This window comes from Mesorhizobium sp. GW821-FHT04C10 (genome assembly GCF_059420305.1).
Genome location: NZ_JBWKTL010000001.1, coordinates 5380617 through 5405785, shown reverse-complemented (window position 1 = coordinate 5405785; position 25169 = coordinate 5380617). Strand labels below are relative to the sequence as shown.

The window sequence follows — 25169 nt, the reverse complement described above, 5'->3', positions numbered from 1 at the left end:
CAGGCGTTCATTCTCCACATCATCACGAGGCAGCCATGACCGTCGTCACACCGAAATTCGGCATGGGCGCTTCCGTGCTGCGGCGCGAGGATGGGGCATTCATCCAGGGACAGGGCCGCTATACCGATGATATCAAGCCGGCCGGCGTCGTGCATGGCTATGTCCTGCGCTCGCCGGTCGCCAAGGCAAGCTTCAGGATCGGTTCGACGGAAGCGGCAAGGCAGGCACCCGGCGTCCATCTGGTGCTGACTGCCAAGGATCTCGCTCATCTTGGCGATCTGAAGTCCGGTGTCATGCAGGTACAGCCGGACGGCACCAAGGCGCCGACGCGCGACATTCCGATCCTGTGCCGGGACCGCGTCAACTATGTCGGCGATGCCGTTGCTTTTGTGGTCGCCGACAGCCGTGCCCTGGCGCAGGATGCCGCCGAACTGATCGATGTCGATTACGATGGCGAGGACGCTGCTTCAGGCACGGCGACGGCACTTGCCGAAGGCACGCCGCTGGTCTGGCCGGAACTCGGCTCCAACCGCGCCTTCACCTACCACATGGGCGACAAGGCAAGGACGAAGGCGGCCTTCGCCAGGGCGGCTCATGTCACCCGCATCGAGTTCGTCAACAACCGGCTGGTCTGCAACTACATGGAGCCGCGCTCGGCGATAGGCGAATGGAATGTCGAGGAAAACCGCCTGGTGCTGACCACCGGGTCGCAGGGCGTGCATTCCATGCAGTATATCCTGGCCAGCCTGTTCAAGATCAAGAAGGACCAACTGCGCGTCATCACGCCCGATGTCGGCGGCGGGTTCGGGCCGAAAAGCTTCGTCTACCGGGAATATCCATTGGTGCTCGAGGCCGCGAAACGGCTCGGCCGCCCGGTGAAATGGGCCGGCGACCGGACCGAACATTTCCTCACGGACGCGCAAGGCCGTGACAACGCCGTTACGGCTGAAATGGCCATGGACAAGGATGGCCGCTTCCTCGGTATGAAGGTCGCGCTGCTCGCCAATATCGGCGCCTATGTCTCGCAATACGGCCCGTTCATTCCGTATATCGGCGTCACCATGTCGACCGGCGTCTATGACATCCAGGCGCTCGATGTCTCGGTGACCGGCCTCTACACCAACACGTGCCCGGTCGACGCCTATCGCGGCGCCGGCCGGCCCGAAGCGGCGTTCTTGCTGGAAAAGCTGGTCGATGCCTGCGCCCATGATCTCGGCCTACCTGTCGACGAAATCCGCCGTCGCAACTTCATCCGGCCCGAGCAATTCCCCTATCGCACGCAGACTGGCCGCCTGTACGACAATGGTGAATTCGAAGGCCATATGGACCGCGCCATCGAGCGGTCCGAGTGGAAGGCTTTTCCCCAGCGGCTGAAGCAGTCGAAGACCGCCGGCAGGATCCGCGGCATCGGCATGGCGACCTATATCGAGGCTTGCGCCTTCCCTGGCTCCGAACCGGCCTTTGTCGAGCTCAATGGCGACGGCACGGTGACGCTGAAGATCGGCACCCAGACGAACGGGCAGGGGCATGCAACCGCCTATGCGCAGTTCCTGTCGGAAAAGCTCAATCTCGACATCGACAAGATCCATGTCCGCCAGGGCGACACCGACGAATTGAAGGCCGGCGGCGGTACCGGCGGCTCGCGGTCCATTCCATTGGGGGGCGTATCGGCTTCCCGTGCGGGCGAGGACCTGGCCAACAAGATCAAGCGCATCGCGGCCGACGAGCTGGAAGCCTCGGCCGGCGATATCGAGCTGGCCGATGGGGTTGCCCGCATCGTCGGTACCGACCGTACGATCGATTTTTCCAGCATCGCCAAGGCCGCGAAAAGCCCTGATGATCTCAAGGGTTTCGGCGAGTTCGTCCAGGACGAATGCACCTATCCGAACGGCACCCATATCTGCGAGGTCGAGATCGACCCCGACACCGGCACGACCGACATCGTGCGTTACACGATCGTCGACGATTTCGGTGTTACCGTGAATCCGATCCTGCTCGCCGGTCAAGTGCATGGCGGCGTCGTGCAAGGCATCGGCCAGGCGCTGACCGAGGAAACCATTTATGGCGAGGACGGGCAGTTGCTGACGGCGAGCTTCATGGACTATGCCATGCCGCGCGCCGACAATTTTCCGTTCTTCCATTTCGAGACCCGCAACGTGCCGTCGACCACCAATGCGCTCGGCATCAAGGGCGCGGGCGAGGCCGGCACGATCGGTTCGACGCCGGCCGCGCTCAACGCGGTGACCGACGCGCTGTGGCGTGCCTACGGCATCCGGCATATCGAGATGCCGGCGACGCCGGCGCGCATCTGGGCCGCGATCAGGGGTGCATCGCCAACGTGACATCAGGGGCGGGGGCGGAACCAGGAACGACGGGCGGCCACGGTACGCTGAGGGGCATCGCGCTCAAGATCGTCTCGGTGGCGGTTTTTGTCGGCATGCAAACCTGCATCAAGGCGGCCGGAGACGTGCCGGCCGGGCAGATCGTGTTCTTCCGCTCCTTCTTCGCCATCTTCCCGATCATTGCCTTCCTGGCATTGAAAGGGCATCTGGCCACCGCATTCGTCACGAAACGTCCCTTCAACCACGTTGCGCGCGGCATCGTCGGCGTCGGTGCCATGGGACTTGGCTTTTTCGCGCTTACCAGGTTGCCGCTACCGGAGGCGATCACCCTGAACTATGCGCAGCCGCTGCTGGTCGTGGTGTTTTCTTCGGTCTTCCTTGGCGAGACGATCCGCGTCTATCGCTGGAGCGCTGTCGCCGTCGGCCTCATTGGCGTGCTCATCATCTCCTGGCCGGAACTGACCCTGCTCAATTCAGATGAAGCGCTCGACGACCAGGAGGTCCTGGGCGTCATGGCCGCGCTGGTGGCCGCCGCGATCTCGGCTGTCGCCATGCTGCTTGTGCGCAATCTCGTGCAGACGGAGAAGACGGCGACCATCGTTTTGTGGTTCTCGTCGACCGCGAGCGTGCTCTCGCTGCTGACGCTGCCTTTCGGCTGGCAATCGCTGACGCCAGCGCAAGCCGCGCTGCTCATCATGGCCGGCTTCTGCGGCGGCCTCGGCCAGATCCTGATGACCTCGGCCTATCGCCATGCCGAGGCGTCGGTGGTGGCACCGTTCGAATACACCTCGATGATCCTCGGCGTCGTCGTCGGCTATTTCGTTTTCGGCGACGTGACTTCGCTCAGCACGCTGGTCGGCGGCCTGATTGTTGTCGCGGCCGGCATCTTCATCATCTGGCGCGAACGGCAACTGGGCCTGGAACGCAGGCGAACGCGCAAGGCGACGTTGCCTCAGGGCTGATCAGGACCGTTCAGCGCGTTCCTTCGCCAGCCGCACCAGCACGGCGCGTGTCTGCTCATCCGCCGGGAAGAAGGATTCGATCGCCAGTTCCGACAAGCTCACGTCGAGCGGTGTGCCGAACACGGTGATGGTGCTGATGAACGACAGCACCTGATCGCCATGGGCAAGCCTGAGCGGATGCACGATGGCGTTCGGTTCGACGGGTGCCGGCCGGCCGCCTTTGAGGCCGGAAGGATAACCGCGCAACTCGCGCTCCAGTTCGACCAGCACCGGGTCGCCGGTCGCATCGTTCTGGTGCTTGAGACGCTCCAGCAGATGCGTGCGCCATTCCTGGAGGTTGACGATGCGCGGTGCGATGCCGCCGGGGTGCAGGGAAAGGCGAAGCACATTGACCGGGGGCGTCAGCAGGGAAGCCTCGCTGACATCGACAAGGAACGGAGCGATCGCGGCATTGGCCGAAACCAGGTTCCAGTGCCGGTCGACGGCCAGTGCCGGAAACGGTTCATGGCCCTTGAGCACGGCCTCGACCGCCGCCATCGCCGGCGCCAGCGTCGTGTCGGTGAGCGGTCGTTCGCTGAAGCTCGGCGCAAAGCCCGCGGCCAGCAGCAATTGATTGCGTTGCCGCAGCGGGATTGAAAGCTGCTCGGCCAGATGCAGCACCATATCGCGCGAGGGTGCGGCGCGTCCGCTCTCGACAAAACTCAGATGCCGCTGCGAAATCTCGGCCTCCATGGCGAGGTCGAGTTGGCTCATGCGGCGTCGCGTGCGCCATTCGCGGATGAGACTGCCGGCGGAAGTTTGGGGTGTGGTCATGAGGGATGAGTAGGGCGGCGAGGGGCGGAGTTCAATTACCTTGGAGGTTATGGCGCGGTTCTTCCCTTCTCCCCTTGTGGGAGAAGGTGGCCTCGCGCAGCGAGGTCGGATGAGGGGTGTTCCAGGGAACGCCGACGCCTCACTCCGCTGGAACACCCCTCATCCGTCTCGGCGCTGCGCGCCGATCCACCTTCTCCCACAAGGGGAGAAGGGGAAGCCGCACTTCACCCCAGCGCCCGCAGCTTCGCCTTCACCTCGAGAAAATCCCGCCATGCCAGCTTCTTGTGCGCCGGCGTCCGCAACAGATAGGCCGGATGCAGCGTCGGCATGGCCGGAATGGCGGTGCCCGAGGCCGTGGTGTGGACGCGCCAGTTGCCACGCAGCCGCAAAATGCCTTCCGAAGTGTTGAGCAAGGTCTTGGCCGACGGGCCGCCGAGATTGACCAGGACCTTGGGATTGACCAGCTCGATCTGGCGCTCGATGAACGGCCGGCAGATCTCGGTCTCGTGCGGGGTCGGCGTGCGGTTGCCCGGCGGCCGCCAGGGAATGACGTTGGCGATGTAGACCGAGGTGCGGTCGAGCCCGATCGCGGCCAGCATGCGGTCGAGCAGCCGGCCCGAACGGCCGACGAAGGGCAGCCCCTCAATGTCCTCGTCGCGGCCGGGCGCCTCGCCAACCAGCATGACCGCGGCCTCCGGGTTGCCGTCGGCGAATACGAGATTCTTGGCGGTGGCCTTGAGATTGCAGCCATCGAAGGCGGCCATGTGCTGGCGCAGCTCTTCCAGTGTCGAGGCGCTTGCCGCCATTTGCCGGGCGAGAGCGGCCTGCGCCTCGTCGGGTATGGCGGAGGGCACGGTGCGCGCCGGCGCATCCGGCACCTTGCTTGCATCCAACCCGGATGATGTGGCGGGCCGCTCCGGCGCCCTGTCCTCGCGAGGGGGGGGCACCTGCGCCGGCGTGCGCTCCACAGGCCTCGGTGCCGCCTCGGCGAAGCGGTTCACCGGGGCGTCTTCCAGCGCCTCATCGACGCCGGCGCTGGCGTAGAAGGCCAGGATGTCGGCAATATCGGTCGGGCTGTTGGGGGACGCGGCAGTCATGGCGCGCACATTCGTCCGCGTGGCTGCAATTTGCAAGGCCGGCCGGTCGCCCTATCCCGTCGGGATGCGCGGATCCTGCACCAGATAGAAGGTCCAGCGCGGCGTGTAGTCGGTCATCAGGAACTCGAAGCTGGCGGTTTTCAGCGGATCGACCTTGCCGTTCTTGAACAGCAACCGGTCGTAGGGTTCGAAGTCGCGGTCGAAATCGGCGAAATTGCTGGACCAGATATTGTCGGGCGTCTTGTTGCGTTGGTCGAACGAAAGCCCGTCGCCAAACACGCTCGGCTGGTCCAGTATCTCCTGAAGCTCGAACTGGAATTCGATCCAGGCTTGGCCGCTGTTGTTGAGCACGTCGATGCGCATATACATGATGCCGTTGGCGAACTCGCCCGCCTTGCCGAATGTCTGGATCGGCTTGGTGGTACGGATGGTCAGCGTCACCGGTGTCGCCGAATTCAGCTCTTCCGTTATGACCAGCGGATCGTCCTTGGTTCCGATGCCCGAGGCTCCGGTGATGCGGAAGCCGCCGAGCTCGTCGGAGAAGGAGTAGGCGCCCGTCGCCCAGACTTTCACCTCGTCCGCGGCGGCATGCCCCGGCGCCGACGCCAGAAGGGCCAAAAGAATCGCCCGGCAGGCCCGGCCGGGCGTCAAAACAAAGCGCGTCGAAGGAAAGCCGGCTGGCCCAGGAATGCGCATGGCGGGAAGTATGGCCGATAAGCAAGCCGTCGAACAATTAAAAAACGCGGGGACCGCGGTTCTCGCGGGGCGCTGACGGCTATTATCCGGCGGAATGCGCGACTTTTTGGCCAAATCCGCATTGTCACGTATGCGCCGGTTTCCTGTCGCCAATTGATGCGCTATGCAGCGCAGGAGCCAGCAAGATACGCAACAGCGGCAAGCCAGTGCGGAGGGGTTGATGAGCGATATCGAACGCGAGAGCATAGAATTCGACGTGGTCATCGTCGGCGCCGGTCCGGCCGGCCTTGCCGCGGCCATCCGCCTCAAGCAGGTCAATCCCGAGCTTTCCGTCGTCGTGCTGGAAAAGGGCGGCGAGGTCGGCGCCCACATCCTCTCCGGCGCCGTCGTCGATCCTGTCGGCATCGATCGGCTGCTGCCCGGTTGGCGCGAGGAAGAAGGTCATCCTTTCAAGACCCCGGTCACGGCGGACCATTTCCTGGTGCTCGGCCCCGCCGGCTCGTTCCGTCTGCCCAACATCCTGATGCCGCCGCTGATGAACAATCACGGCAATTACATCGTCTCGCTCGGCAATGTCTGCCGCTGGCTGGCGACCAAGGCCGAGGCGCTTGGCGTCGAGATCTATCCGGGCTTTGCCGCCGCCGGACTGCTCTACAATGAGGAAGGCGCCGTCACCGGCGTCGTCACTGGCGACATGGGCGTCGAGAAGGACGGCACGCATGGCCCGGGCTTCGCGCCGGGTATGGCGCTGATGGGCAAATATGTGCTGATCGGCGAAGGCGCACGTGGCTCGCTCGCCAAGCAGCTGATCGCCAGATACAAGCTTTCCGACGGCCGCGAGCCCGGCAAATACGGCATCGGCCTGAAGGAGCTCTGGCAGGTCAAGCCGGAGAACCATCGGCCGGGCCTGGTGCAGCATTCCTTCGGCTGGCCGCTCGACATGAAGACCGGCGGCGGTTCCTTCCTCTACCATCTCGAGGACAATCAGGTGGCGGTCGGCTTCGTCCTCCACCTCAATTACAAGAACCCCTATCTCTCGCCATTCGAGGAGTTCCAGCGCTTCAAGACGCATCCGGCGATCGCAGGCACCTTCGAGGGCGCCAAGCGGCTGGGCTATGGCGCGCGTGCCATCACCGAGGGTGGCTGGCAGTCGGTGCCGAAACTGTCCTTCCCCGGTGGCGCGCTGATGGGTTGTGCCGCGGGCTTCGTCAACGTGCCGCGCATCAAGGGTTCCCACAATGCAGTGCTGTCGGGAATGCTGGCGGCCGAGCATGTCGCCGAGGCGATTGGCGCGGGCCGTGCCAATGATGAGCTTTCCACCTACGAGCAAGCCTGGCGCGCGACCGACATCGGCAAGGATCTGAAGAAGGTGCGCAACGTCAAGCCGCTGTGGTCGCGGTTCGGCACCATTGTCGGCATCGGCCTCGGGGGCCTCGACATGTGGCTGAACACGCTGTTCGGCATCTCGCCCTTCGGCACGCTGAAGCACGGCAAGGCCGACTATGCCGCGCTCGAGCCCGCCGCCAAGCACAAGAAGATCGCCTATCCGAAGCCTGATGGCGTGCTGACCTTCGACCGCCTGTCTTCGGTGTTCCTATCCAACACCAATCACGAAGAGAACGAGCCGGTCCACCTGCTGGTCGGCGACATGGAGCTGCAGAAGCGCTCGGAGCATGATGTCTTTGCCGGACCATCGACACGCTATTGCCCGGCAGGCGTTTATGAGTGGGTCGACAAGGATGGCAATGCCGCCGCCGATCCGGCGGCGAAAGACGTGCGCTTCGTCATCAACGCGCAGAACTGCGTCCACTGCAAGACCTGCGATATCAAGGACCCGAACCAGAACATCAACTGGGTGCCGCCGCAGGGCGGCGAGGGGCCAGTCTACCAGGGCATGTGACCCGCGCGCCGACAGGCCCTCGATCCGGCTGAAAAAATACCGGACATGTGAACGGCGCCGGTCTGTTTGTCGCCTTCGCGATACTGGGACTTTGCTCAGGCCCGTTGAAGCGTCTCGCCGAGTGTGGTCTGCTTGGCCACCGACAAAGGAGGCGGACATGCGCCCGACCAGCCTGACGATGCTCGCCGCGGCCTGTGTGCTGTCCTGTGTGCCAGCCGCGTCGGCGGGCACAAAGCTCATCGTTCATGTCCGCACCTATGATGTTGCCGGAAAGACCGGGGCCGACCTCGTGGAGGCCATGGACCGGCTGGGACCGAAGCACGGCTACATGACACGCGCCATCGCCGAAACCGGCTACACGGTGCATTGGGATCTCGATATCAGCCGCCAGGATGGGATCTGTCGTCTGCGGCAGGCCAACGGCAAGCTCGACCTGACCTACACCTTCCCGCGACGGCTCTCGCCGGCAAGCCCCGGGCTGCGCAAGCGCTGGGACGGGTTCATGGCTGGCGTCCGCAGGCACGAGCACACGCATGGCCGCATCGCGATGCGGATGATGCGGGCCACCGAGACCGCGCTTGCCGGCCTGGAGCGTCGGGACAACTGGTTCTGCACGGGCACGCACCTCGAGGCGAGGCGGCGGATCAACGCCACCTATGCCGAATACGAAGCCAAGCAGAACGCTTTCGACGCCCGCGAGCATCGTGGCGGCGGCCATGTCGAGCATCTTGTCGACGCGCTGACCAAGCTTGACTGATGAGCACCGAGGACACAGGCGCCGTTCTGCTTCGCTCGGGATGACGGGATCAGCCCTGCGGCTTGTTTTGAGAGCCGTTCGCCGCGAGCGCCGTGGCGTGATCATTTTCAGGCTGCTTGTCGCCAGGCCTTAACGTGAACTCGACCAGCACCGGCAGGTGGTCGGAGCCGGTATCCTCCAGCCGCGTCGAAGACAGGATCGTCAGTCCGCCCTTGCTGAACACCTGGTCGATGGGCAGGCCTGCATAGCGGCGCAGGAAGTCGGGCAGTGTCCGGTGGATCCAGGTCGGTCCGGCCGACGGCATGACGGTCAGCCTGCCGAGAGCAGCAACCCGCCGCACCGCCGCGCTCCACGGCACGGCGTTGCAATCGCCGGCCATGATCGCTGTCTCGCCGAGCCCGGCCAGTGGTTCCGCCAGTTCGCCAATCTGCCAGTATTGCTCCTTCGGCCACGGCCAGCTCAAATGGATCGCGGCGACATCGACCCCGACCCCGCCGAAGTCGATGGTGGCGGTCGCCATCGCGCCGCGCGGCTCGCAACGCGGTGCGGTGTCGGCGGCAAACGGCCGGCGCGACAGCAACGCCACCCCGAACATGCCATTCGGGTAAGGGCAGAGGATACGGTAGGGATAGGCGCTGGTGATGTAGCCAAGCTCGGTCGTCCACATGCCGGACACTTCGTCGAGGGTGATCACGTCCGGATTGGTGCGGCCGATCAGCGAGAGCACCTTCTTCGGTGTCGGGTTGTTGAAGCGCAGGTTCATCTGCAGCAGGCTGTAGACGGCCTGATCGGCGGGCTTGGCAACCGCGGGCTGCGGCCAAAGCTTCGGCAGGGCGCTTGCCGTCGTGGCCAGGCAGGCGATGGCAAAGAGCAGCCCCGCTGCCGCTTGCAGCCGAAACGAGCTGGCGAGCAGCGGCAGTGCCAGGAGCGCCATGAGAACGCTGAGGTGAATGCGGAAATGCGAGAACGAATCGAAAGCGGGATGCAGCGTGCCGAAGAACCCGGCCAACAGCACGGCCGACAGTGCCGTCATCGCCAGGAATGCCAACCCAGCCGTCATTTTCAAGCGCGCGCCTGTTGTCATTGAGGTCGTGTCTGCTGAATGCCGCCTGACGATCCGTTCAATCTGCTTAGCGGTCCAATTGCGGCCTGAGCAAGACGACGAATTGCCTCGCCGAGGCGTGCGGCCACTTACTGGAACGCTGTTTCCGAAAAGCTCCGGAGCTTGCGCGAATGCAGCCGCTCCATCGGCATCTCGGCCAGCTTCTCCATCGCCCTGATGCCGATGGTCAGGTGTTGCGCCACCTGCCGCTTGTAGAACTCGGTCGCCATGCCTGGCAGTTTCAACTCGCCATGCAGTGGCTTGTCGGACACGCACAGCAGCGTGCCGTAGGGCACGCGGAAGCGGAAGCCATTGGCGGCGATCGTCGCCGATTCCATGTCGAGCGCGATGGCACGCGACTGCGACAGGCGCTGCACAGGCCCGCGCTGGTCGCGCAGTTCCCAGTTGCGGTTGTCGATGGTGGCGACCGTGCCAGTGCGCATGATGCGCTTCAGATCGTAGCCGGACAGGCCGGTGACTTCGGCAACCGCCTCCTGCAGAGCCACCTGGATCTCGGCCAGCGGCGGGATCGGCACCCAGACCGGAAGATCGTCGTCCAGTACGTGGTCCTCGCGCACATAGGCATGCGCCAGCACATAGTCGCCGAGCGCCTGCGTGTTGCGCAGCCCGGCGCAATGGCCGAGCATCACCCAGGCATGCGGCCGCAGCACGGCAATATGGTCGGTGATCGTCTTGGCGTTCGATGGGCCAACACCGATATTGACCATGGTGATGCCGCCATGGTTCGCCTTTTTCAGGTGATAGGCCGGCATCTGCGGCAGACGCTGTGGTCCAACGCCTTCGCTCGGCGCACTTTGTCCGGCCTTGGTCACGACATTGCCCGGCTCGACGAATTCCACATAGCCGCCGCCGCCCTTCTCCATCAGGTCGCGGGCGCGGGCGCCGAACTCGTCGATGTAGAACTGGTAGTTGGTGAACAGCACGAAATTCTGGAAATGTTGCGGGCTGGTCGCCGTGTAGTGCGTCATGCGGTGCAGCGAGTAGTCGATACGCTGCGCCGTGAATGGGGCTAGCGGTCTTGGTTCGCCGAAGGCCACTTCGAACGTGCCGTTGGCGATCTGGTCGTCGGTGCCGTCGAGATCCGGCACGTCGAACAGGTCGCGGATCGGCCGCTTGATGCGCTCCGCGGCGGCGCCGTCGACGTAAGTTCCCTCCAGGAAGGCGAAATGCAGTGGAATGGGAGTGGTCGATTCCGAAACCGTGACCGCCACGCCGTGGTTGCGCATGATCAGGCGAAGTTGTTCGATCAGGTAGTTCTCGAACAAGTGCGGCTGCGTGATCGTGGTGGCGAAATGGCCGGGCGTCGGCATATGGCCATAGGCTTGGCGCGAGTCGACCTGGGTGAACGAACTCGTGGTGACGCCGATCTCGGGATAGAAGGCTCGATAACGCTTGCTGCTGTCGCCGCCGGCGGCCAAAGCGGCGAAGGAATCGCGCAGGAACTTGGTGTTGCGGTCATAAAGCAGCTGCAGTGCCGCGACCGCTTTCGCGGCATTGTCGAAGCTTTGCCGGCCAAAAGGCTCCGGCATGACCACAGATTCGATGGCTTGAGGGTAGATTCGCTTTTCCATGGCTCAATATAGAGACTCGGACGAGCGGTTGGGAGGGGTGTGGCTGTCGAAGGCGCCCAAAGCGCCATTTTTCTTTATCCCCGCTGCAGACTGACCAGCAGGACGAAGCCGACGCCGGACTTCTTCAGGGCCGGAGCCTCGATCGTCGAGCCGGCATCGGCGCGCATCATCGGCACGGCCAGGACCGGAGCGGCCAGGACCATCAGGATAAGCGCCGCCCGCGGCAGAAGCCGAAGGGTCTTGAGTGCGTTGGCGGCGATGCGGTTCATGATGTCTGAGCTTTTCTTTTCGAGGTCTGGTTTCTTTGGTTCAGTTGCGAAGGTGGGTGGGGCAGGCGAGGCGGCATGTCCTGGAACTGGCTTCGTCCCAGGAGCGGGGGGAACGGCCCGCTTCGGCGACGAGGATGGCGAAGAACATTCCAAACAGGCTCATCAGCAGGCAGACGATGGTGAAGCGGCGAGCAAGCATTGGGTGGTGTCTCCTTCAACACGCAGGAGAATGCCCCAACGCCTCTGAACCGGCTCTGATGCCGGCGTTCATCTGCGGTTCAAAATGATTGACGGGATCTGATCCGGTCGCTGCCGGCCTGATACGGCCAACGGAGGCAGGGCAATGGCACCGGTGCTCGGCCCGCCGATGAAACGAAAACGGGGCCTGCCAGGCCCCGTCATCATGTCCCAAGGATATGGTCGATCAGAGCTTGTGCCAGGTCTGGCTCTTGCAGATCAGACCGCCGAGCACGCAACCGCTCATCTTGAGCGAGGTGCCCGACAACGTCGCCTTGCCCGAATAGGTCTTGTCGTTTGCCGGGTCGGTGATGCTACCGGCATATTTGTTGTCGCCGGCCGCCTTGAGCGAGCCGATGGTCTTGCCGGCATATTTGCCCGACTTGAGCGTGATCGAAAACGAGCCGCTGCCTGAAATGGCCGCGGTGTCGCCGGCTTGCGTCTTCCAGTTGCCCTCGATCGGATCGGCCCACGCCGTTCCCGCCATGATCAATGTGGCTGCAAGGGCCAGGCTCACTTTTCGAAACATGTCTTCCTCCCTTTGGATGGCCGGCCGGATGCTCCGCCTCGCCGGTCTGCCGTTTACGCAAACGTAAGCTAATCCAGCTCCCACCAAAACAAAAGCGGTGCCGCAGCGGAGGACTTTCGGATTTTGAAAGCGCCTGAATTCGCCTCGTCGCGGAGGGAAATGAAAACGACCGGCGCATCGTGTTTGTTTCCCGTGGTTAGCGGAGTGTTGATCCAAGCCCAGAAAATTTTCGTCAAATTTAGCGAAAATCGGCTGAAACACTGGCTTCGTATCCTTAACGAATTTCCGCGTTTACCTCTTGTTTTAGCTTTGTTTTCCTCAAATTAAGCACGCCATTTAACGACGGATTCAAGCCTGAGCGGCATTCTCGAAAGCATCGAAAGAGCGGCCCGGACAAGACAAACGGAGGCAGCTCTCGGGAGCCAGACAGGGGACTAAAATGGCACGTTTTGAAATGCTTGAAGCAGGTTTCGGCGCCATGGGGGCAACTGCCCAGGCCGACATTCTTTTCGAACTGGGCATGATGTATGCGACCGGCCGCGACTGCGAGACCGACGTCGTCGCCGCCCACAAATGGTTCAACATTGCCGCCATCAAGGGTTCGGCCCGCGCCGCGGAATTGCGCTCGGAACTGTCGGCGGCCATGTCGAAGGTCGAGATTGCCAGGGCGCTGCGCGAAGCCCGCGAATGGATGACCATGCACTAGGTTTCCGCCAGGCGGGAAAGCTCGGGTCCAGATCGCTCAAAGACGGTCGGGCCACAACAGGGACAAGGCTGCGCAGACAGCCAGGCCACAGGCCAACAACAAGAAGGCGGCAGGCGAATAGGTCAAGCCGTACGACGGACCATGATCCCGGAAAACGGAATCCGGTTTTCGGCCAAGATCATGGTCAACAGGAAAGACAGGGACGGCCAAGTTGGGGTTTGCGGCGCGGGGGCGCTGGGGAAACAGCCCGACAGGCAAAAAAGCCATGACCGGCCGGAACAAGGCTGGCGTGGCTTTTTTGCGTGGATGAGGCCTCCCAGGCCCAATCGAGCGGCGTCAATGCGCCTAGACAGGCCCGATGAAGGATGAAATTGTCCCGCCTCTCTGGAAGAAGCGCGGCCGGGGCGGCCGCGCGTGAGTGGAGGAGTTCTATTGCAATGAAAAAAATGAGTATTTTGAGCGCGGCCATTTTCGGCCTGATGATGAGTGCGCCGGTCGCATTCGCCGACGACATCACCGTTTCGGTGGTTGGCCCGATGACCGGACAGCTCGCCACCATCGGCGATCAGTTCAAGCAGGGCGCACAGGCCGCCGCCGATGCCATCAATGCTGCGGGCGGCGTCAACGGTTCGATGATCAAGCTCGACATCGAGGATGACCAGTGCGATCCCAAGCAGGCAGTGTCGGTCGCCAACCGCATCGTCGCCAACGGCGTCAAGTTCATCGATGGGCATGCCTGCTCAGGATCGAGCATTCCGGCCTCGGCCGTCTATGCCGAAGCCGGCGCGCTGATGATGAGCCCGGCTTCCTCGAACCCGGTGCTGACCGACGCGGCCGCCAAGGCCGGCTGGCCGACGATCATGCGGCTCTATACGCGTGACGATGCACAGGGCGCCTTCATCGGCCCGTGGATCGCCAAGAAGTATGCCGGCAAGAACGTCGTCATCCTGCACGACAAGAGCGCCTACGGCCAGGGCGTGGCTGACGCTGTCAGGGCAACCATGAACACCGGTGGCCTGAAGGAAGTCTACTACGACGCCATCAATCCCGGCGAGAAGGACTATTCCGCTCTTGTCACCAAGCTCAAGGATCTCAAGGCCGACGTCGTCTATTTCGGCGGCTACCATCCTGAAGCCGGCCTGATCCTGCGCCAGTCGGCCGAACAGAACCTGAAGTTCCAGCTGATCATGCCGGATTCGATCGCCTCGCCGGAATTCTGGCAGGTTGCTGGCCCGGCCGGCGAAGGCACTATGTTCGTCTTCCCGTCGGATCCGCAGGCCAAGCCGGAGGCCAAGGCGGCCGTCGAGAAGATCAAGGCCGGCGGCTTCGTGCCGGAAGGCTTCACGCTGTTCTCCTACGCCGTGGTCCAGGCTTTCGCCGAAGGCATCAAGCGTGCCGGCAGCGACGATCCGGCCAAGGTTGCCGAAGCGTTGAAGAACGGCACGCCGATCAGCACCGTTGTCGGCGACGTCACCTTCGACGAGAAGGGCGACCTCAAGAACGCCAGCTACGACATCAACCAGTGGCACGACGGCAAGTACGCGCCGATCGCGCAGTAATCTGAGGCGATAATCCAGAGAAATGGCCGGGTTCGCCCCGGCCATTTTGTTTTGCGGTCGGCGCTGCGCTCCTTGTATCAGCCCGCGGCGGCGGTCGAGGCGGTCTGCTCCTCGACGAACCGCACCAGCACCGTCCCGTCGGTGACCTGCGCACCTTCCGTGGCGATTTCGGCAATCACCCCGTCATGCGGGGCGGCGATGGTATGCTCCATCTTCATCGCCTCGAGGATCAGGAGAGCTTGTCCCTTGATCACCGCATCGCCCTTTGCCGCGCGCACCAGCTTGACCAGACCCGGCATCGGCGCGCGCAGACTGCCGGAGGCCGCCGCCGCGTCATCGCTGCGTGCCAACGGGTCGGGCACCGCGAAAGTATAACCGATGGCGCCTTCGAACACCGTGATGTGGCCTGGCCAGCGGGCGAGGCGTGGAGCAGCGCGAAAATCATGCGAATTGGCGCTGTCGTAGGGCGCACCGAGCGCCACCTGGAAACGCCCGTCCGGTCGCACCGAAACCTTTGCCAGAATATCGTCGTCGCCGAACTTCAACCGCGTGCGCCGCGCCACGCCGTGGAAATGCGCGTAGCCGGAAAGCGAAGACCACGGGTCGTTCGACGCCGGCGATAGTCTTGCGCCGGACGCGGCAAGGGCGGCTGCCGAGATGACTTCGCCGGTCGGCGGCGCGAGCTCGGTCAGTGCCGCCTGATGTCTGCCGATCAGGCCGGTGTCGACGTCGCCAGCGCAAAAGTCCGGATCGGCGGCAAGAGCGGCAAGAAAGGCGGTGTTGACGGTGGAGCCGGCAATTTCGGTCCGTGACAGCGCTGTGCCGAGTGCTTCGAGCGCGGCTTGCCTGCCCTTTGCATGGACGACCAGCTTCGCGATCATCGGGTCGTAGTAGGGCGAGATGGCATCGCCGGCCCGTACGCCCGTCTCGATGCGCATCGTGGCCGCGTCAGGTGCCGTTACGGGAAATTTCAGATGATGCAGCATGCCAGTCGCCGGCAGGAACCCCTTTGCCGCGTCCTCTGCATAGATGCGCGCCTCGAAGGCATGGCCGACAAGCGCGATCTCGCTCTGGGACTTCGGCAGCTTTTCGCCGCTGGCGACTCGCAATTGCCACTCGACCAGATCGGTGCCGGTGACCATTTCGGTGACCGGATGCTCGACCTGCAGGCGGGTGTTCATTTCCATGAACCAGAAGCGGTCGGCCTTGAGGCCCTGCGAGGCATCGACGATGAATTCGATGGTGCCGGCGCCGGAATAGTTGATCGCCTTTGCGGCCTTCACAGCCGCTTCCGTCATCGCCTTGCGCAAAGCCGGCGTCATGCCGGGGGCGGGTGCTTCCTCGATCACCTTCTGGTGGCGGCGTTGTGCCGAACAGTCGCGTTCATAGAGATGCACGGCATTGCCGAAATTGTCGCCGAACACCTGCACTTCGATGTGCCGGGGCTTGTCGACATATTTCTCGACCAGCACGCGGTCGTCGCCGAAAGCAGCCTTTGCTTCGCGCCGGGCGCTGGACAGCGCCTCGGAAAAATCATCGGGATGCTCGACCCGCCGCATGCCCTTGCCGCCGCCGCCGGCGCGCGCCTTGATCAGCACGGGATAACCGATCTCGCGCGCCTTGGAAGCAAGCAGCACGATCTCCTGCGCCTCGCCATGATAACCCGGAACGACGGGAACGCCGGCTTTCTCCATCAGCCGCTTGGCGGCGTCCTTCAGTCCCATGGCGCGGATCGAGGCCGCCGACGGGCCGATGAAGGTGAGCCCCGCCGCCACCACCTGGTCGACGAAATCGGGATTTTCCGACAGGAATCCGTAACCGGGATGGATGGCCTGCGCCCCGGTCGAAAGCGCCGCCGCGACAATCCTGTCGCCGCGCAGATAACTCTCGCCGACAGGGGAGGGGCCGATATGAACAGCCTCGTCGGCCATCTCGACATGCAGGGTTTTCGCGTCGGCATCCGAATAGACGGCGACCGTGTGCACGCCGAGCTTGCGGGCCGTGCGAATCACACGGCATGCGATCTCGCCCCGATTGGCGATCAGGATCTTGGCGAACATGGAGCCTCCGTAGCCAGAGCTTGCTGAAAGCGACGCAGGCGCTCCCTCACGCCCCCCTCGGTCTTGCCGGACATCTCGCCGACAAGCGCGGAGATTGGCCGTTGCAGCGCAGCCGCTTTTCTTTCAACGGCGGCAAGTGGCGGAAGCCGAGGTGTCGGTCGATTTCCCCATTTGTGGGAGGGATGTCCAGCAGAATAGAGGGGCATGCCGTCCCGACAGCCTATCCAGCCGGGCCGCTGCCCTGCGAAATGGTGTTTCGCAGGCGTGCCACAGACCTCTCCCTTGCCAAGGGAGTACCCGGCCTGACGCTCAGTTGTCCCTACTTCGACAACGCGATCTCGCAACCGCCGCCGGTCGTGACCTTGTAGTGGCTGCGGGTGGCCACGCAGGATTTCATAGCTAGGTCTTCTGCTACCTTTACCGATGGCGCGTTGAGGTGCGCGCCGCAGACTATGTACGATGACCTTATCCGAGCATAGGGAGTTGTCGCGTACGCTGAATGGCCGCTGGCTGCGACATAGGCTTTGTAAGTTCTGGTGCAGGGATCTTTGGGATTTTGCGGCAGGTACGGTGGGAAACGCTGGTCTCCCTCGCTTCCTGCCAGTGACCCGGCTACGCACACACTGGAAGCCGCGAACACCAGCAGTGCAGAAAGTATTGCGGTAGACGCTTTCCGCAAATATTCCGTCTTCATTTCTAGCCCATCCCCGTTGCATAGTAGGGGATGAGAAGTAGCAACTATTTTCCATCGCTGCCAGCTTCGCGGCGACGGCTCGCAATATTGTGAGCGGATGGATGCTCTCATCCAAAACACACACTTTTCGTCGCGAGCAGAAATGATCGACCAGTATAGTTCCGCCATGTGCGATGGCATCGACGTCGAGCTTCGTTGTTTGGCCGGTGCGGATTCGGATCCCGGTGTCGATGCCGTGCATCTTACATCCTGAACACGCCGAAGCGTGTCTCCTCGATCTCCGCGTTGAGCGCCGCCGAAAGGCTGAGCGCCAGCACATCGCGCGTCTTTGCCGGATCGATGATGCCGTCATCCCAGAGGCGGGCGGACGAGTAGAGCGGATGGCCCTCATGCTCGTATTTCATCAGAATCGGCTTCTTGAATTTTGCTTCTTCCTCGGCGCTCCATTCGCCCCCTTTGCGCTCGATGCCCTCGCGCTTGACCATGGCAAGAACGGTCGCCGCCTGTTCGCCGCCCATTACCGAGATGCGGGCATTCGGCCACATCCACAGGAAGCGCGGTGAGTAGGCACGTCCGCACATGCCGTAATTGCCGGCGCCGAACGAACCGCCGATGATGACGGTCACCTTCGGAACCCTGGCGGTGGCAACCGCCATCACCAGCTTGGCGCCGTCCTTGGCGATGCCGCCCGCTTCGTATTTCCGACCGACCATGAAGCCTGTGATGTTCTGCAGGAAGACCAGCGGGATCCTGCGCTGACAGCACAGTTCGATGAAGTGCGCGCCCTTCAGCGCGCTTTCGGAGAACAAAACGCCATTGTTGGCGATGATGCCGACCGGCATGCCGTGGAGGTGGGCAAAGCCGGTGATCAGCGTCGTGCCGTAGTTCTGCTTGAACTCGTCGAATTCGGAGCCGTCGACAAGGCGCGCGATCACCTCACGCACATCATAAGGCTGACGCAGATCGGTGGGCACGACGCCGTAGAGTTCATCCGCCGAATGAAGTGGTGGAATCGATTTCTGTAAGCTCAGGCTTACAGTCTTGTTCCGATTCAGGTTTTTGACGATGCGACGGCAGATGGCGAGCGCATGTTCGTCGTCCATCGCATAATGGTCGGCGACGCCGGAAAGCCTGGTATGCACGTCCGCGCCGCCGAGATCCTCGGCGCTGACATCCTCGCCGGTGGCCGCCTTCACCAGCGGCGGGCCGCCGAGGAAGATGGTCGCCTGGTTGCGCACCATGATCGTCTCATCCGACATCGCCGGCACATAGGCGCCGCCGGCCGTGCAGGAACCCATTACGCAGGCGATCTGCGGGATGCCGGCCGCCGACATGTTGGCCTGGTTGTAGAAGATGCGGCCGAAATGTTCGCGGTCCGGAAACACTTCGTCCTGGTTGGGCAGATTGGCGCCGCCGCTGTCGACCAAGTAGATGCAGGGCAGATTGTTCTGCAGCGCGATCTCCTGCGCGCGCAGATGCTTCTTCACCGTCAGCGGATAATAGGTGCCGCCCTTCACCGTGGCATCGTTGACGACGACCATCACCTCGGTGCCTTCGACGCGGCCGATGCCGGCGATCATGCCGGCCGAGGAAATTTCCTCGCCATACATCGACCATGCCGCGAACTGGCCGATCTCGAGGAAAGGCGAGCCAGTATCGAGCAATTGCGCGAGACGTTCGCGCGGCAACAGCTTGCCGCGCGAGATGTGGCGCTCGCGTGCCTCCTCAGAGCCGCCGCGCTCGACGACGGCGGCTTTTTCGGCGATGTCGGCGACCAGTCCGCGCATGCGTTCGGCATTGGCACGAAAGGTGTCGGAGGAGGGCGATATCTGCGTCTGGAGGACGGCCATGCTAGACCCCTTCCGCCATGATCTCGCGGCCGATCAGCCAGCGCCGGATCTCACTGGTGCCGGCGCCGATCTCGTAGAGCTTGGCGTCGCGCAGCAGCCGGCCGGTCGGATAGTCGTTGATATAGCCATTGCCACCAAGCAGCTGTAGCGCGTCGAGCGCCATCTGCGTCGCCTTTTCGGCCGCGAACAAAACGCAGCCGGCGGCGTCCTTGCGGGTGGTCTGGCCGCGATCGCAGGCGGCGGCGACGGCATAGACGTAGGCGCGCGAGGCGTTCATCACCGTATACATGTCCGCAAGCTTGCCTTGCACAAGCTGGAACTCGCCGATCGGCTGGCCGAACTGCTTGCGTTCGTGCACATAAGGGATCGCCACGTCGAGGCACGCCGCCATCAGGCCGATGGGGCCGCCGGCAAGCACCGTGCGCTCATAGTCGAGGCCCGACATCAGCACCTCGACGCCGCGCCCTTCCTCATGCAGCACATTGTCGAATGGCACTTCGACATCCTCGAACACCAGCTCGCCGGTGTTGGAGCCGCGCATGCCGAGCTTGTCGAGTTTCTGCGCCACTGAAAACCCTGCCATCGCCTTCTCGACGATGAAGGCGGTGATGCCGCGCGATTTCCGTTCCGGATCGGTCTTGGCATAGACGACCAGCGTTTCGGCATCCGGGCCGTTGGTGATCCACATCTTGGTGCCGTTGAGCACATAGCGGTCATTGCGCTTGTCGGCGCGCAACTTGAGCGAGACAACGTCGGAGCCGGCGCCGGATTCCGACATCGCCAGAGCGCCGACACGTTCGCCCGAACACAGCGGTGGCAGGAATTTCTCCTTCTGCGACGGCGTTGCCCAGCGGTTGATCTGGTTGACACAGAGATTGGAATGGGCGCCGTAGGAGAGGCCGACCGACGCGGAGGCACGTGAGATCTCCTCGACGGCAATGACATGGGCGAGGTAACCCATGCCGCTGCCACCGAAATCGGGATCGGCCGTTATGCCAAGCAGGCCGAGCGCGCCGAGTTCGCGCCAAAGATGCGACGGAAATTCGTTGTCACGGTCGATGTCGCCGGCGATCGGCGCGATCCGGTCCTGGGCAAAGCGCCGCACCATGTCGCGCAGCGCCTCGATATCCTCGTCATGCCCGAAGCTGAGCGTGTTCGTGTACATGTTCTCCTCCGTGGCGCATGACCCAGAAAATCGACTTCGATTTTCGGAAAGGATCATGCGCGAAAATCAAAGTGGGACAGCGTCCTTTGCGCGTCCGATGGACGCGCGGCGCTGTCAGCGATCTTCGCGCCGACGAGCCGCATTGTCATTGAAAGATATGTCGCCGTTACTTCAGGGACCGAAAGCCGCTCGCCGGGCCGGAACCAGACAATGACGCCGGTCATCATCTGGATCAGAGCCATGGCTGTCAGGCCGGTGTCCTCGATGCTGAAGGCACCGGCCTCGGCGCCATCACGCAGGATGGTGCGCAGCTCCTTTTCGTAGGCCGTGCGCATGCGCAGGATCTGTGTCAGCCTGTCGGGCGAGAGACTGCGCAATTCCATGTTCGACACATGCGTGGCGTGGCGGCGCTCGATATGGAAAGCGATGTGGTTGCGGACATAGGCTGCAAGCTGCTCCGCCGGATCGGCGCCGGCCGGCCGGGCGCTTTCCCAGGCTTCGCGAAGCCCTTCCATGTGCTCGCGCATCAGCGTGAACAGCAGGTCTTCCTTGGTCGGGAAATAGCGGTAGAGCGCGGCCGCCTGCACGCCTACTTCGGCGGCCAGTTGGCGCATGGACATCGCCTCGTAGCCATAGCGTGCGATCAGGTTGACCGCCGCCTCGCGGACCGCCGCCTCCGTTCGCTCGCCATCGGATCCTGTGGTGCGCGCCATGATCGCCTCTTTAGACAATAATAAAACGAACGTTCAATTAATTCAAGAGGCTCTATTGGAGCCCGCCTATGCGACAACCCTGAAGTCTCCAGGCGCAATCCAACTCTCGAGTTCCTCTATGTCGATCTGGTGGACCGCGGCACCCGGCGGGCCGTGCCAAAGCCGCTCGATCATGGCCGAAACCGCCGTATCCGTGCCGGTCAGCCATGCCGTTACCGATCCGTCTCTTTCGTTGCGCACCCAGCCCATCAGGCCAAGCCCTGTCGCTTCGCCTCGCGTCCAGATCCTGTAGCCGACGCCTTGCACCTTGCCGTGGACACGCGCCCGCACTGCCCTTTTCCGGTCTTTCATGGCTCGCTCCTTGCATAGAGTCTGGCGCAGGATCGAACGAAGGCAACTGGTTTGAGGGGAAGAGTCTTTCGAATCGTCGAGCCGTGTTCGTCCGGAAGATAGATGATTTCATCCAATAAATAATTGACTTGGTCAACTTTATTGCGATGATCAGGCGATGTGGAAATCTTCAGGGGCGCCAGACATGCCGGCCGATCGGAATGCCTTGGTCAGCGACCTCAGGCGCTTCAACCGTTTCTATACCGGCCTGATTGGGCTGCTCGACGAAACCTTGACCCACAGTGCCTATACGCTGGCCGAGGCGCGGATACTGTTCGAACTGGGGCGCCGGACCAGCCTTATTGCCACAAACCCTGGCGGCAAGGCAGGCTTCCTGGCGCGGGTGTTTCAACTCGATTTCGCACCAGCCGCATCCGAAATCGCCCGGGATCTCCAGCTGGATCCTGCCTATGTTATGAGAATCTTTCGAAAATTCTCCGCCGCCGGCTTGATCGAAGCGCGTGCCGGTCCCGACACCCTGCGTCGGCACGTCCTCTCGCTCACCGCACACGGCCGCGCCGCGCTTGCCGAACTTCAGTCGGCAGCGGATCGCGACCTTGTCCGCTTGACCACGGGCCTGGGCGACGAGGAGGCCGCCGAATTGTCGGACATGCTGGCACGCGTCAGGAGGCTGCTCGGTGGCGCGACGGATTCCGAGCACGGCGAAATTGCCTAATTCCCTCGCGCCGCGGCCAGCGCGCCGGGCAATTCCTCGGCGAAAATATCCAGTTCGTGATCGAGGCCGACGCTGACGCGGATGCAGCGGTCGAGCCCCGGCGCCATCGGCTTGCGGATGAATATATCGCGCGACAACAGCCCCTGCAGCACTTTCAGCGCGAAGGCGCCATCATGCCCGCAGTCGATGGTGACGAAATTGGTCGCCGAGGCCAAGGGCTTCAATCCGTTCTGCTCGGCGATATCAGCGATGCGGCGGCGGCCGGCAGCCACCCGCGCCACCACGGTCTCGAGATAGGCCTGGTCGGCGAGAGCCTCGACGCCGGCGACCTGCGCCATGCGGCTGACGCCGTAGTGGTTGCGGATCTTCTCGAAGTCGCGGATCACCTGGGTTTCTGCGATCGCATAGCCGCAGCGTATACCGGCAAGTCCGTAAGCCTTTGAAAACGTTCGCATGCGGACAACGTTTGGCCGCGAGATGTCCATCGGTGGCAGGGCCGAGGCTGGCCCCAATTCGCCATAGGCCTCGTCGAGCACCAGCATTGTGGTTTCAGGCAACGCCTCGATGAAACGGATGATCTCGTCCGCCTCCCACCAACTGCCCATCGGATTGTCCGGGTTGGACAGGTAGACCAGCGGCGCCTTTTCCCTGATGGCCGCTGCGAGCAAACCCTCCAGACTTTCCTTGTCATTTTCATAGGGAACCGTGATCAGCCGCCCGCCGACGCCGGCAACATGAAAGTTGAAGGTCGGATAGGCGCCGAGCGAGGTGACCACCGCGTCGCCTGGCGCCACATACATGCGCGCCACAAGGCTGAGCAGGCCGTCTATGCCTTCGCCGACAACGATGTTCTCGGCCGCCACGTCGTGATGCGCGGCAGCCGCGACCTTCAGGTCGAGATTGTCTGGATCGCAATACATCCACATGTCGCGAGCTATCTCGGCCATGCGGGCAATGACACGCGGCGAAGGGCCAAAACTGCTCTCATTGGCACCGATACGGGCGCGGAAGGCGCGCCCGCGCTCGCGCTCCTGCGCTTCGGGTCCGACAAACGGCACGGTCGAGGGAAGCGCGGCGATGAGCGGCGAAAGGGGAGGGCGCAGAGGCATGACGGAAGCTCGCTTGGCAAAGGGAGTTTCTTGCTAGCGTGACCGGCCTGGCCGTGCAAGCACCCTGCGGCCTGCTGCCGTAACGCTGGATTCCGTCGCCTCTTTTTGCTAGCGAGGCACCATGAACAATCGTCTGCCGCCCGCCTGGTCCAAACACATCAAGCCTGGCCCCGCGCCGAAGCCAAATCTGCCGACGGCAAATTCGCTTTCACGTGGGCAGGCCGACGAAGCGCTGCTGCAACAGGCCTATGCCCTCAAGCAGGCCAAACGCCTCAACGAAGCTCAGGACCTGTGCCTTCGAGTTCTGTCGCGTGCGCCAAATCACCCCCTCGCTCTGTACATACTGGGGACCATCTGCCTGGGTTATGAGGATGAGGCGGCTTTGCGATATTTCGCGCGAGCGGTCGATGCGGAACCCAAGAATCCCTATTACCATCTTGGTCTGGCCTCGGCCTATGTGAAGGTAAGCGAGCATTCGTCGGCAATAAAGCATATGCAGTATGCCTTGGAGTTGCAGCCGGACCTTATAGAGGCACTTTGTGCATTGGGGGATGCCTATCTTGATTTTGACAAGCCCGAGATGGCTTTGCCGCTGTACGAGAAGGCACTGAAAATAAACCGGGATCATCCAAAGGTGCGGATAGGATTGGCCCGTGCGCTCACCAGTGTTGGACGCATGGATGAAGCCGCTGGCTACCTCCATGAGGCAATCAAACGTCGCATCGCCGTGCCGACAGCCTACAACGATCTTGTGCAGACGCAAAAGTTCACCGAAGAGGCCGGGGAACTCCAATCCATCCTCCGTGAACTCGGAAATCCCAAGCTTGACCCCGACGGCGCGGAAAAGCTCCATCTAGCGGCCGGTAAGGTGCTGAACGACCTCAAGCGCTACAAGGATGCGTTCGAGCATTTCAACAAGTCGAAAAAGGCCTCAGGCCGTAACTTCGATATCGGCGGATACCGTCTCTGGGTTGACGCGCTAATCGAGACTTTCACGCCTGAGATGCTGGCTGCCAGGACCGGCTTTGGAAATCCTTCCGAAGTTCCCGTGTTCGTGGTCGGCATGCCCCGCTCGGGAACGACGCTTACAGAACAGATTTGCGCAAGTCATCCCGATGTTCATGGCGCGGGCGAACTTATGAAACTCAGGCGGGTCGCCAATGCGATCGGACTTAGAAAGTCGTCGGCCAGGAATTTGAACCAGGCGATCGCGCCGATCACAAAAAACCTGTCCGCAACATTGGCCGAAGAGCACTTGGCTTATCTGAGGGAGCGGGCATCTGCCGCACTTCGGATCGTGGATAAGATGCCGCATAATTTTGAACTGATCGGTTTGATCGGCCTCCTCTTCCCCAACGCGCGCATCATTCATTGCCGTCGTGATGCTATCGACAATTGCGTGTCTTGCTTTGTCTTGAGATTCGGCGAGGGGCACAGCTACAACACCGATCTGAGAACGCTTGGCTTGTACTACCGCGAATATGACCGGCTGATGCAGCATTGGAACAAGGTTTTTCCAGGCTTGATCTTTGAAAATCGCTACGAGACGCTCGTTGACGATCAGGAGGCGCAGTCACGCCGGCTTATAGACTATCTTGGTTTGCCTTGGGATGACGCCTGCCTGCGCTTTTTCGACAGGGATGGTTCGGTCAACACCCCCAGCCGCTGGCAGGTTCGTCAGCCGATCTACAAATCTTCCGTCAAGCGCTGGAAGAACTACGAAGGCGAGATTCAGCCACTGATCGAAGCGTTGGGCGACTTGGCGGATACCTGATCGTAACAGCAGCTTACGGCTGGGAATTGAAAGCTGCGGCACAGGCTGCAGCGTCGGTTCCGAAGACCGCCCTGCTCGAGCAAAGGGCCCTGCGGCCAACGCATGGGCCTCTGCCGGGAAGCCGTCGATATGGTCAGATGTTCTGGATTCGATTGGCTTTTTTTGCTAGCTAGGAAT

Annotated in this window: 22 protein-coding genes; 8 read left to right on the top strand and 14 right to left on the bottom strand. The window is 62.6% G+C overall.

Going from position 1 to position 25169, the window contains the following annotated elements; genetic code table 11:
* Window positions 1–35: 35 nt before the first annotated feature.
* On the top strand, window positions 36–2342 hold the full coding sequence (locus tag AC07UC_RS26410; RefSeq protein WP_494907901.1) for a xanthine dehydrogenase family protein molybdopterin-binding subunit: 2307 nt from the start codon (window positions 36–38) through the stop codon (window positions 2340–2342).
* Window positions 2339–3304 carry a DMT family transporter gene (locus AC07UC_RS26405; RefSeq protein WP_140768598.1) on the top strand — a complete coding sequence of 322 codons (966 nt, stop codon included), beginning with the start codon at window positions 2339–2341 and terminating at the stop codon, window positions 3302–3304. The genes AC07UC_RS26410 and AC07UC_RS26405 overlap by 4 nt, the downstream gene beginning before the upstream one ends.
* Here the strand turns inward: AC07UC_RS26405 and AC07UC_RS26400 are convergent, their stop codons facing one another.
* The 3 genes from AC07UC_RS26400 to AC07UC_RS26390 form a co-directional block, all read right to left on the bottom strand.
* On the bottom strand, window positions 3305–4117 hold the full coding sequence (locus AC07UC_RS26400; protein WP_494907900.1) for a helix-turn-helix domain-containing protein: 813 nt from the start codon (window positions 4115–4117) through the stop codon (window positions 3305–3307).
* Between the two features lie 224 nt (window positions 4118–4341).
* On the bottom strand, window positions 4342–5214 hold the full coding sequence (locus AC07UC_RS26395) for a uracil-DNA glycosylase (RefSeq protein ID WP_494907899.1): 873 nt from the start codon (window positions 5212–5214) through the stop codon (window positions 4342–4344).
* A gap of 51 nt (window positions 5215–5265) precedes the next feature.
* A complete protein-coding gene (locus AC07UC_RS26390; protein WP_202323227.1) occupies window positions 5266–5910 on the bottom strand; it encodes a hypothetical protein in 645 nt (214 codons plus the stop codon).
* Window positions 5911–6130: 220 nt separating this feature from the next.
* On the opposite strand from AC07UC_RS26390, the gene AC07UC_RS26385 reads away from it, so the two are divergent.
* Both AC07UC_RS26385 and AC07UC_RS26380 read left to right on the top strand, forming a co-directional pair.
* A complete protein-coding gene (locus AC07UC_RS26385) occupies window positions 6131–7810 on the top strand; it encodes an electron transfer flavoprotein-ubiquinone oxidoreductase (protein ID WP_494907898.1) in 1680 nt (559 codons plus the stop codon).
* A gap of 157 nt (window positions 7811–7967) precedes the next feature.
* Window positions 7968–8567, top strand: coding sequence for a DUF922 domain-containing protein (locus AC07UC_RS26380; RefSeq protein ID WP_494907897.1), 600 nt, complete (start codon window positions 7968–7970; stop codon window positions 8565–8567).
* Between the two features lie 49 nt (window positions 8568–8616).
* Here AC07UC_RS26380 and AC07UC_RS26375 read toward each other — a convergent pair whose 3' ends face one another.
* The 5 genes from AC07UC_RS26375 to AC07UC_RS26355 form a co-directional block, all read right to left on the bottom strand.
* Window positions 8617–9627, bottom strand: a complete 1011-nt coding sequence (locus AC07UC_RS26375; protein ID WP_494907896.1) for an endonuclease/exonuclease/phosphatase family protein — start codon at window positions 9625–9627, stop codon at window positions 8617–8619.
* Window positions 9628–9758: 131 nt separating this feature from the next.
* Complete coding sequence (locus AC07UC_RS26370) at window positions 9759–11219, bottom strand: AMP nucleosidase (protein ID WP_244493894.1); 1461 nt, start codon at window positions 11217–11219, stop codon at window positions 9759–9761.
* A 116-nt stretch (window positions 11220–11335) separates the two neighbouring features.
* A complete protein-coding gene (locus tag AC07UC_RS26365; RefSeq protein WP_056563514.1) occupies window positions 11336–11530 on the bottom strand; it encodes a hypothetical protein in 195 nt (64 codons plus the stop codon).
* Between the two features lie 40 nt (window positions 11531–11570).
* Window positions 11571–11729 carry a hypothetical protein gene (locus AC07UC_RS26360; protein ID WP_167334910.1) on the bottom strand — a complete coding sequence of 53 codons (159 nt, stop codon included), beginning with the start codon at window positions 11727–11729 and terminating at the stop codon, window positions 11571–11573.
* A gap of 225 nt (window positions 11730–11954) precedes the next feature.
* Entirely contained in the window at window positions 11955–12296 is a 342-nt protein-coding gene (locus AC07UC_RS26355; RefSeq protein WP_140768584.1) for a DUF2147 domain-containing protein, read from the bottom strand.
* 439 nt (window positions 12297–12735) lie between these two features.
* On the opposite strand from AC07UC_RS26355, the gene AC07UC_RS26350 reads away from it, so the two are divergent.
* Both AC07UC_RS26350 and AC07UC_RS26345 read left to right on the top strand, forming a co-directional pair.
* The gene (locus tag AC07UC_RS26350; RefSeq protein ID WP_115145099.1) at window positions 12736–13002 is read left to right on the top strand and encodes an SEL1-like repeat protein; all 267 of its coding nucleotides are present in this window, start codon (window positions 12736–12738) and stop codon (window positions 13000–13002) included.
* A 437-nt stretch (window positions 13003–13439) separates the two neighbouring features.
* Window positions 13440–14561, top strand: a complete 1122-nt coding sequence (locus AC07UC_RS26345; RefSeq protein ID WP_027046653.1) for a branched-chain amino acid ABC transporter substrate-binding protein — start codon at window positions 13440–13442, stop codon at window positions 14559–14561.
* Window positions 14562–14638: 77 nt separating this feature from the next.
* Here the strand turns inward: AC07UC_RS26345 and AC07UC_RS26340 are convergent, their stop codons facing one another.
* The 5 genes from AC07UC_RS26340 to AC07UC_RS26320 form a co-directional block, all read right to left on the bottom strand.
* On the bottom strand, window positions 14639–16621 hold the full coding sequence (locus tag AC07UC_RS26340) for an acetyl/propionyl/methylcrotonyl-CoA carboxylase subunit alpha (protein ID WP_494907895.1): 1983 nt from the start codon (window positions 16619–16621) through the stop codon (window positions 14639–14641).
* A 936-nt stretch (window positions 16622–17557) separates the two neighbouring features.
* A complete protein-coding gene (locus AC07UC_RS26335) occupies window positions 17558–19165 on the bottom strand; it encodes a carboxyl transferase domain-containing protein (RefSeq protein ID WP_494907894.1) in 1608 nt (535 codons plus the stop codon).
* Between the two features lies 1 nt (window position 19166).
* On the bottom strand, window positions 19167–20330 hold the full coding sequence (locus AC07UC_RS26330) for an isovaleryl-CoA dehydrogenase (protein WP_494907893.1): 1164 nt from the start codon (window positions 20328–20330) through the stop codon (window positions 19167–19169).
* Between the two features lie 53 nt (window positions 20331–20383).
* Window positions 20384–21043: a TetR/AcrR family transcriptional regulator gene (locus tag AC07UC_RS26325; RefSeq protein ID WP_494907892.1), complete on the bottom strand. Its 660-nt coding sequence runs from the start codon at window positions 21041–21043 to the stop codon at window positions 20384–20386.
* A 66-nt stretch (window positions 21044–21109) separates the two neighbouring features.
* Entirely contained in the window at window positions 21110–21394 is a 285-nt protein-coding gene (locus AC07UC_RS26320; RefSeq protein WP_494907891.1) for an acylphosphatase, read from the bottom strand.
* A 184-nt stretch (window positions 21395–21578) separates the two neighbouring features.
* Between AC07UC_RS26320 and AC07UC_RS26315 the strand changes: the two genes are divergently transcribed.
* Window positions 21579–22109 (top strand): MarR family winged helix-turn-helix transcriptional regulator, encoded by a 531-nt coding sequence (locus tag AC07UC_RS26315; protein WP_494907890.1) that lies wholly within the window; start codon window positions 21579–21581, stop codon window positions 22107–22109.
* On the opposite strand, the gene AC07UC_RS26310 is transcribed toward AC07UC_RS26315, so the two are convergent.
* Window positions 22106–23218, bottom strand: coding sequence for a pyridoxal phosphate-dependent aminotransferase (locus AC07UC_RS26310; protein ID WP_494907889.1), 1113 nt, complete (start codon window positions 23216–23218; stop codon window positions 22106–22108). The two genes, AC07UC_RS26315 and AC07UC_RS26310, sit on opposite strands and share 4 nt — an antisense overlap.
* A gap of 121 nt (window positions 23219–23339) precedes the next feature.
* On the opposite strand from AC07UC_RS26310, the gene AC07UC_RS26305 reads away from it, so the two are divergent.
* Window positions 23340–24992, top strand: coding sequence for a tetratricopeptide repeat-containing sulfotransferase family protein (locus AC07UC_RS26305; RefSeq protein WP_494907888.1), 1653 nt, complete (start codon window positions 23340–23342; stop codon window positions 24990–24992).
* The last annotated feature ends 177 nt before the right edge of the window (window positions 24993–25169 follow it).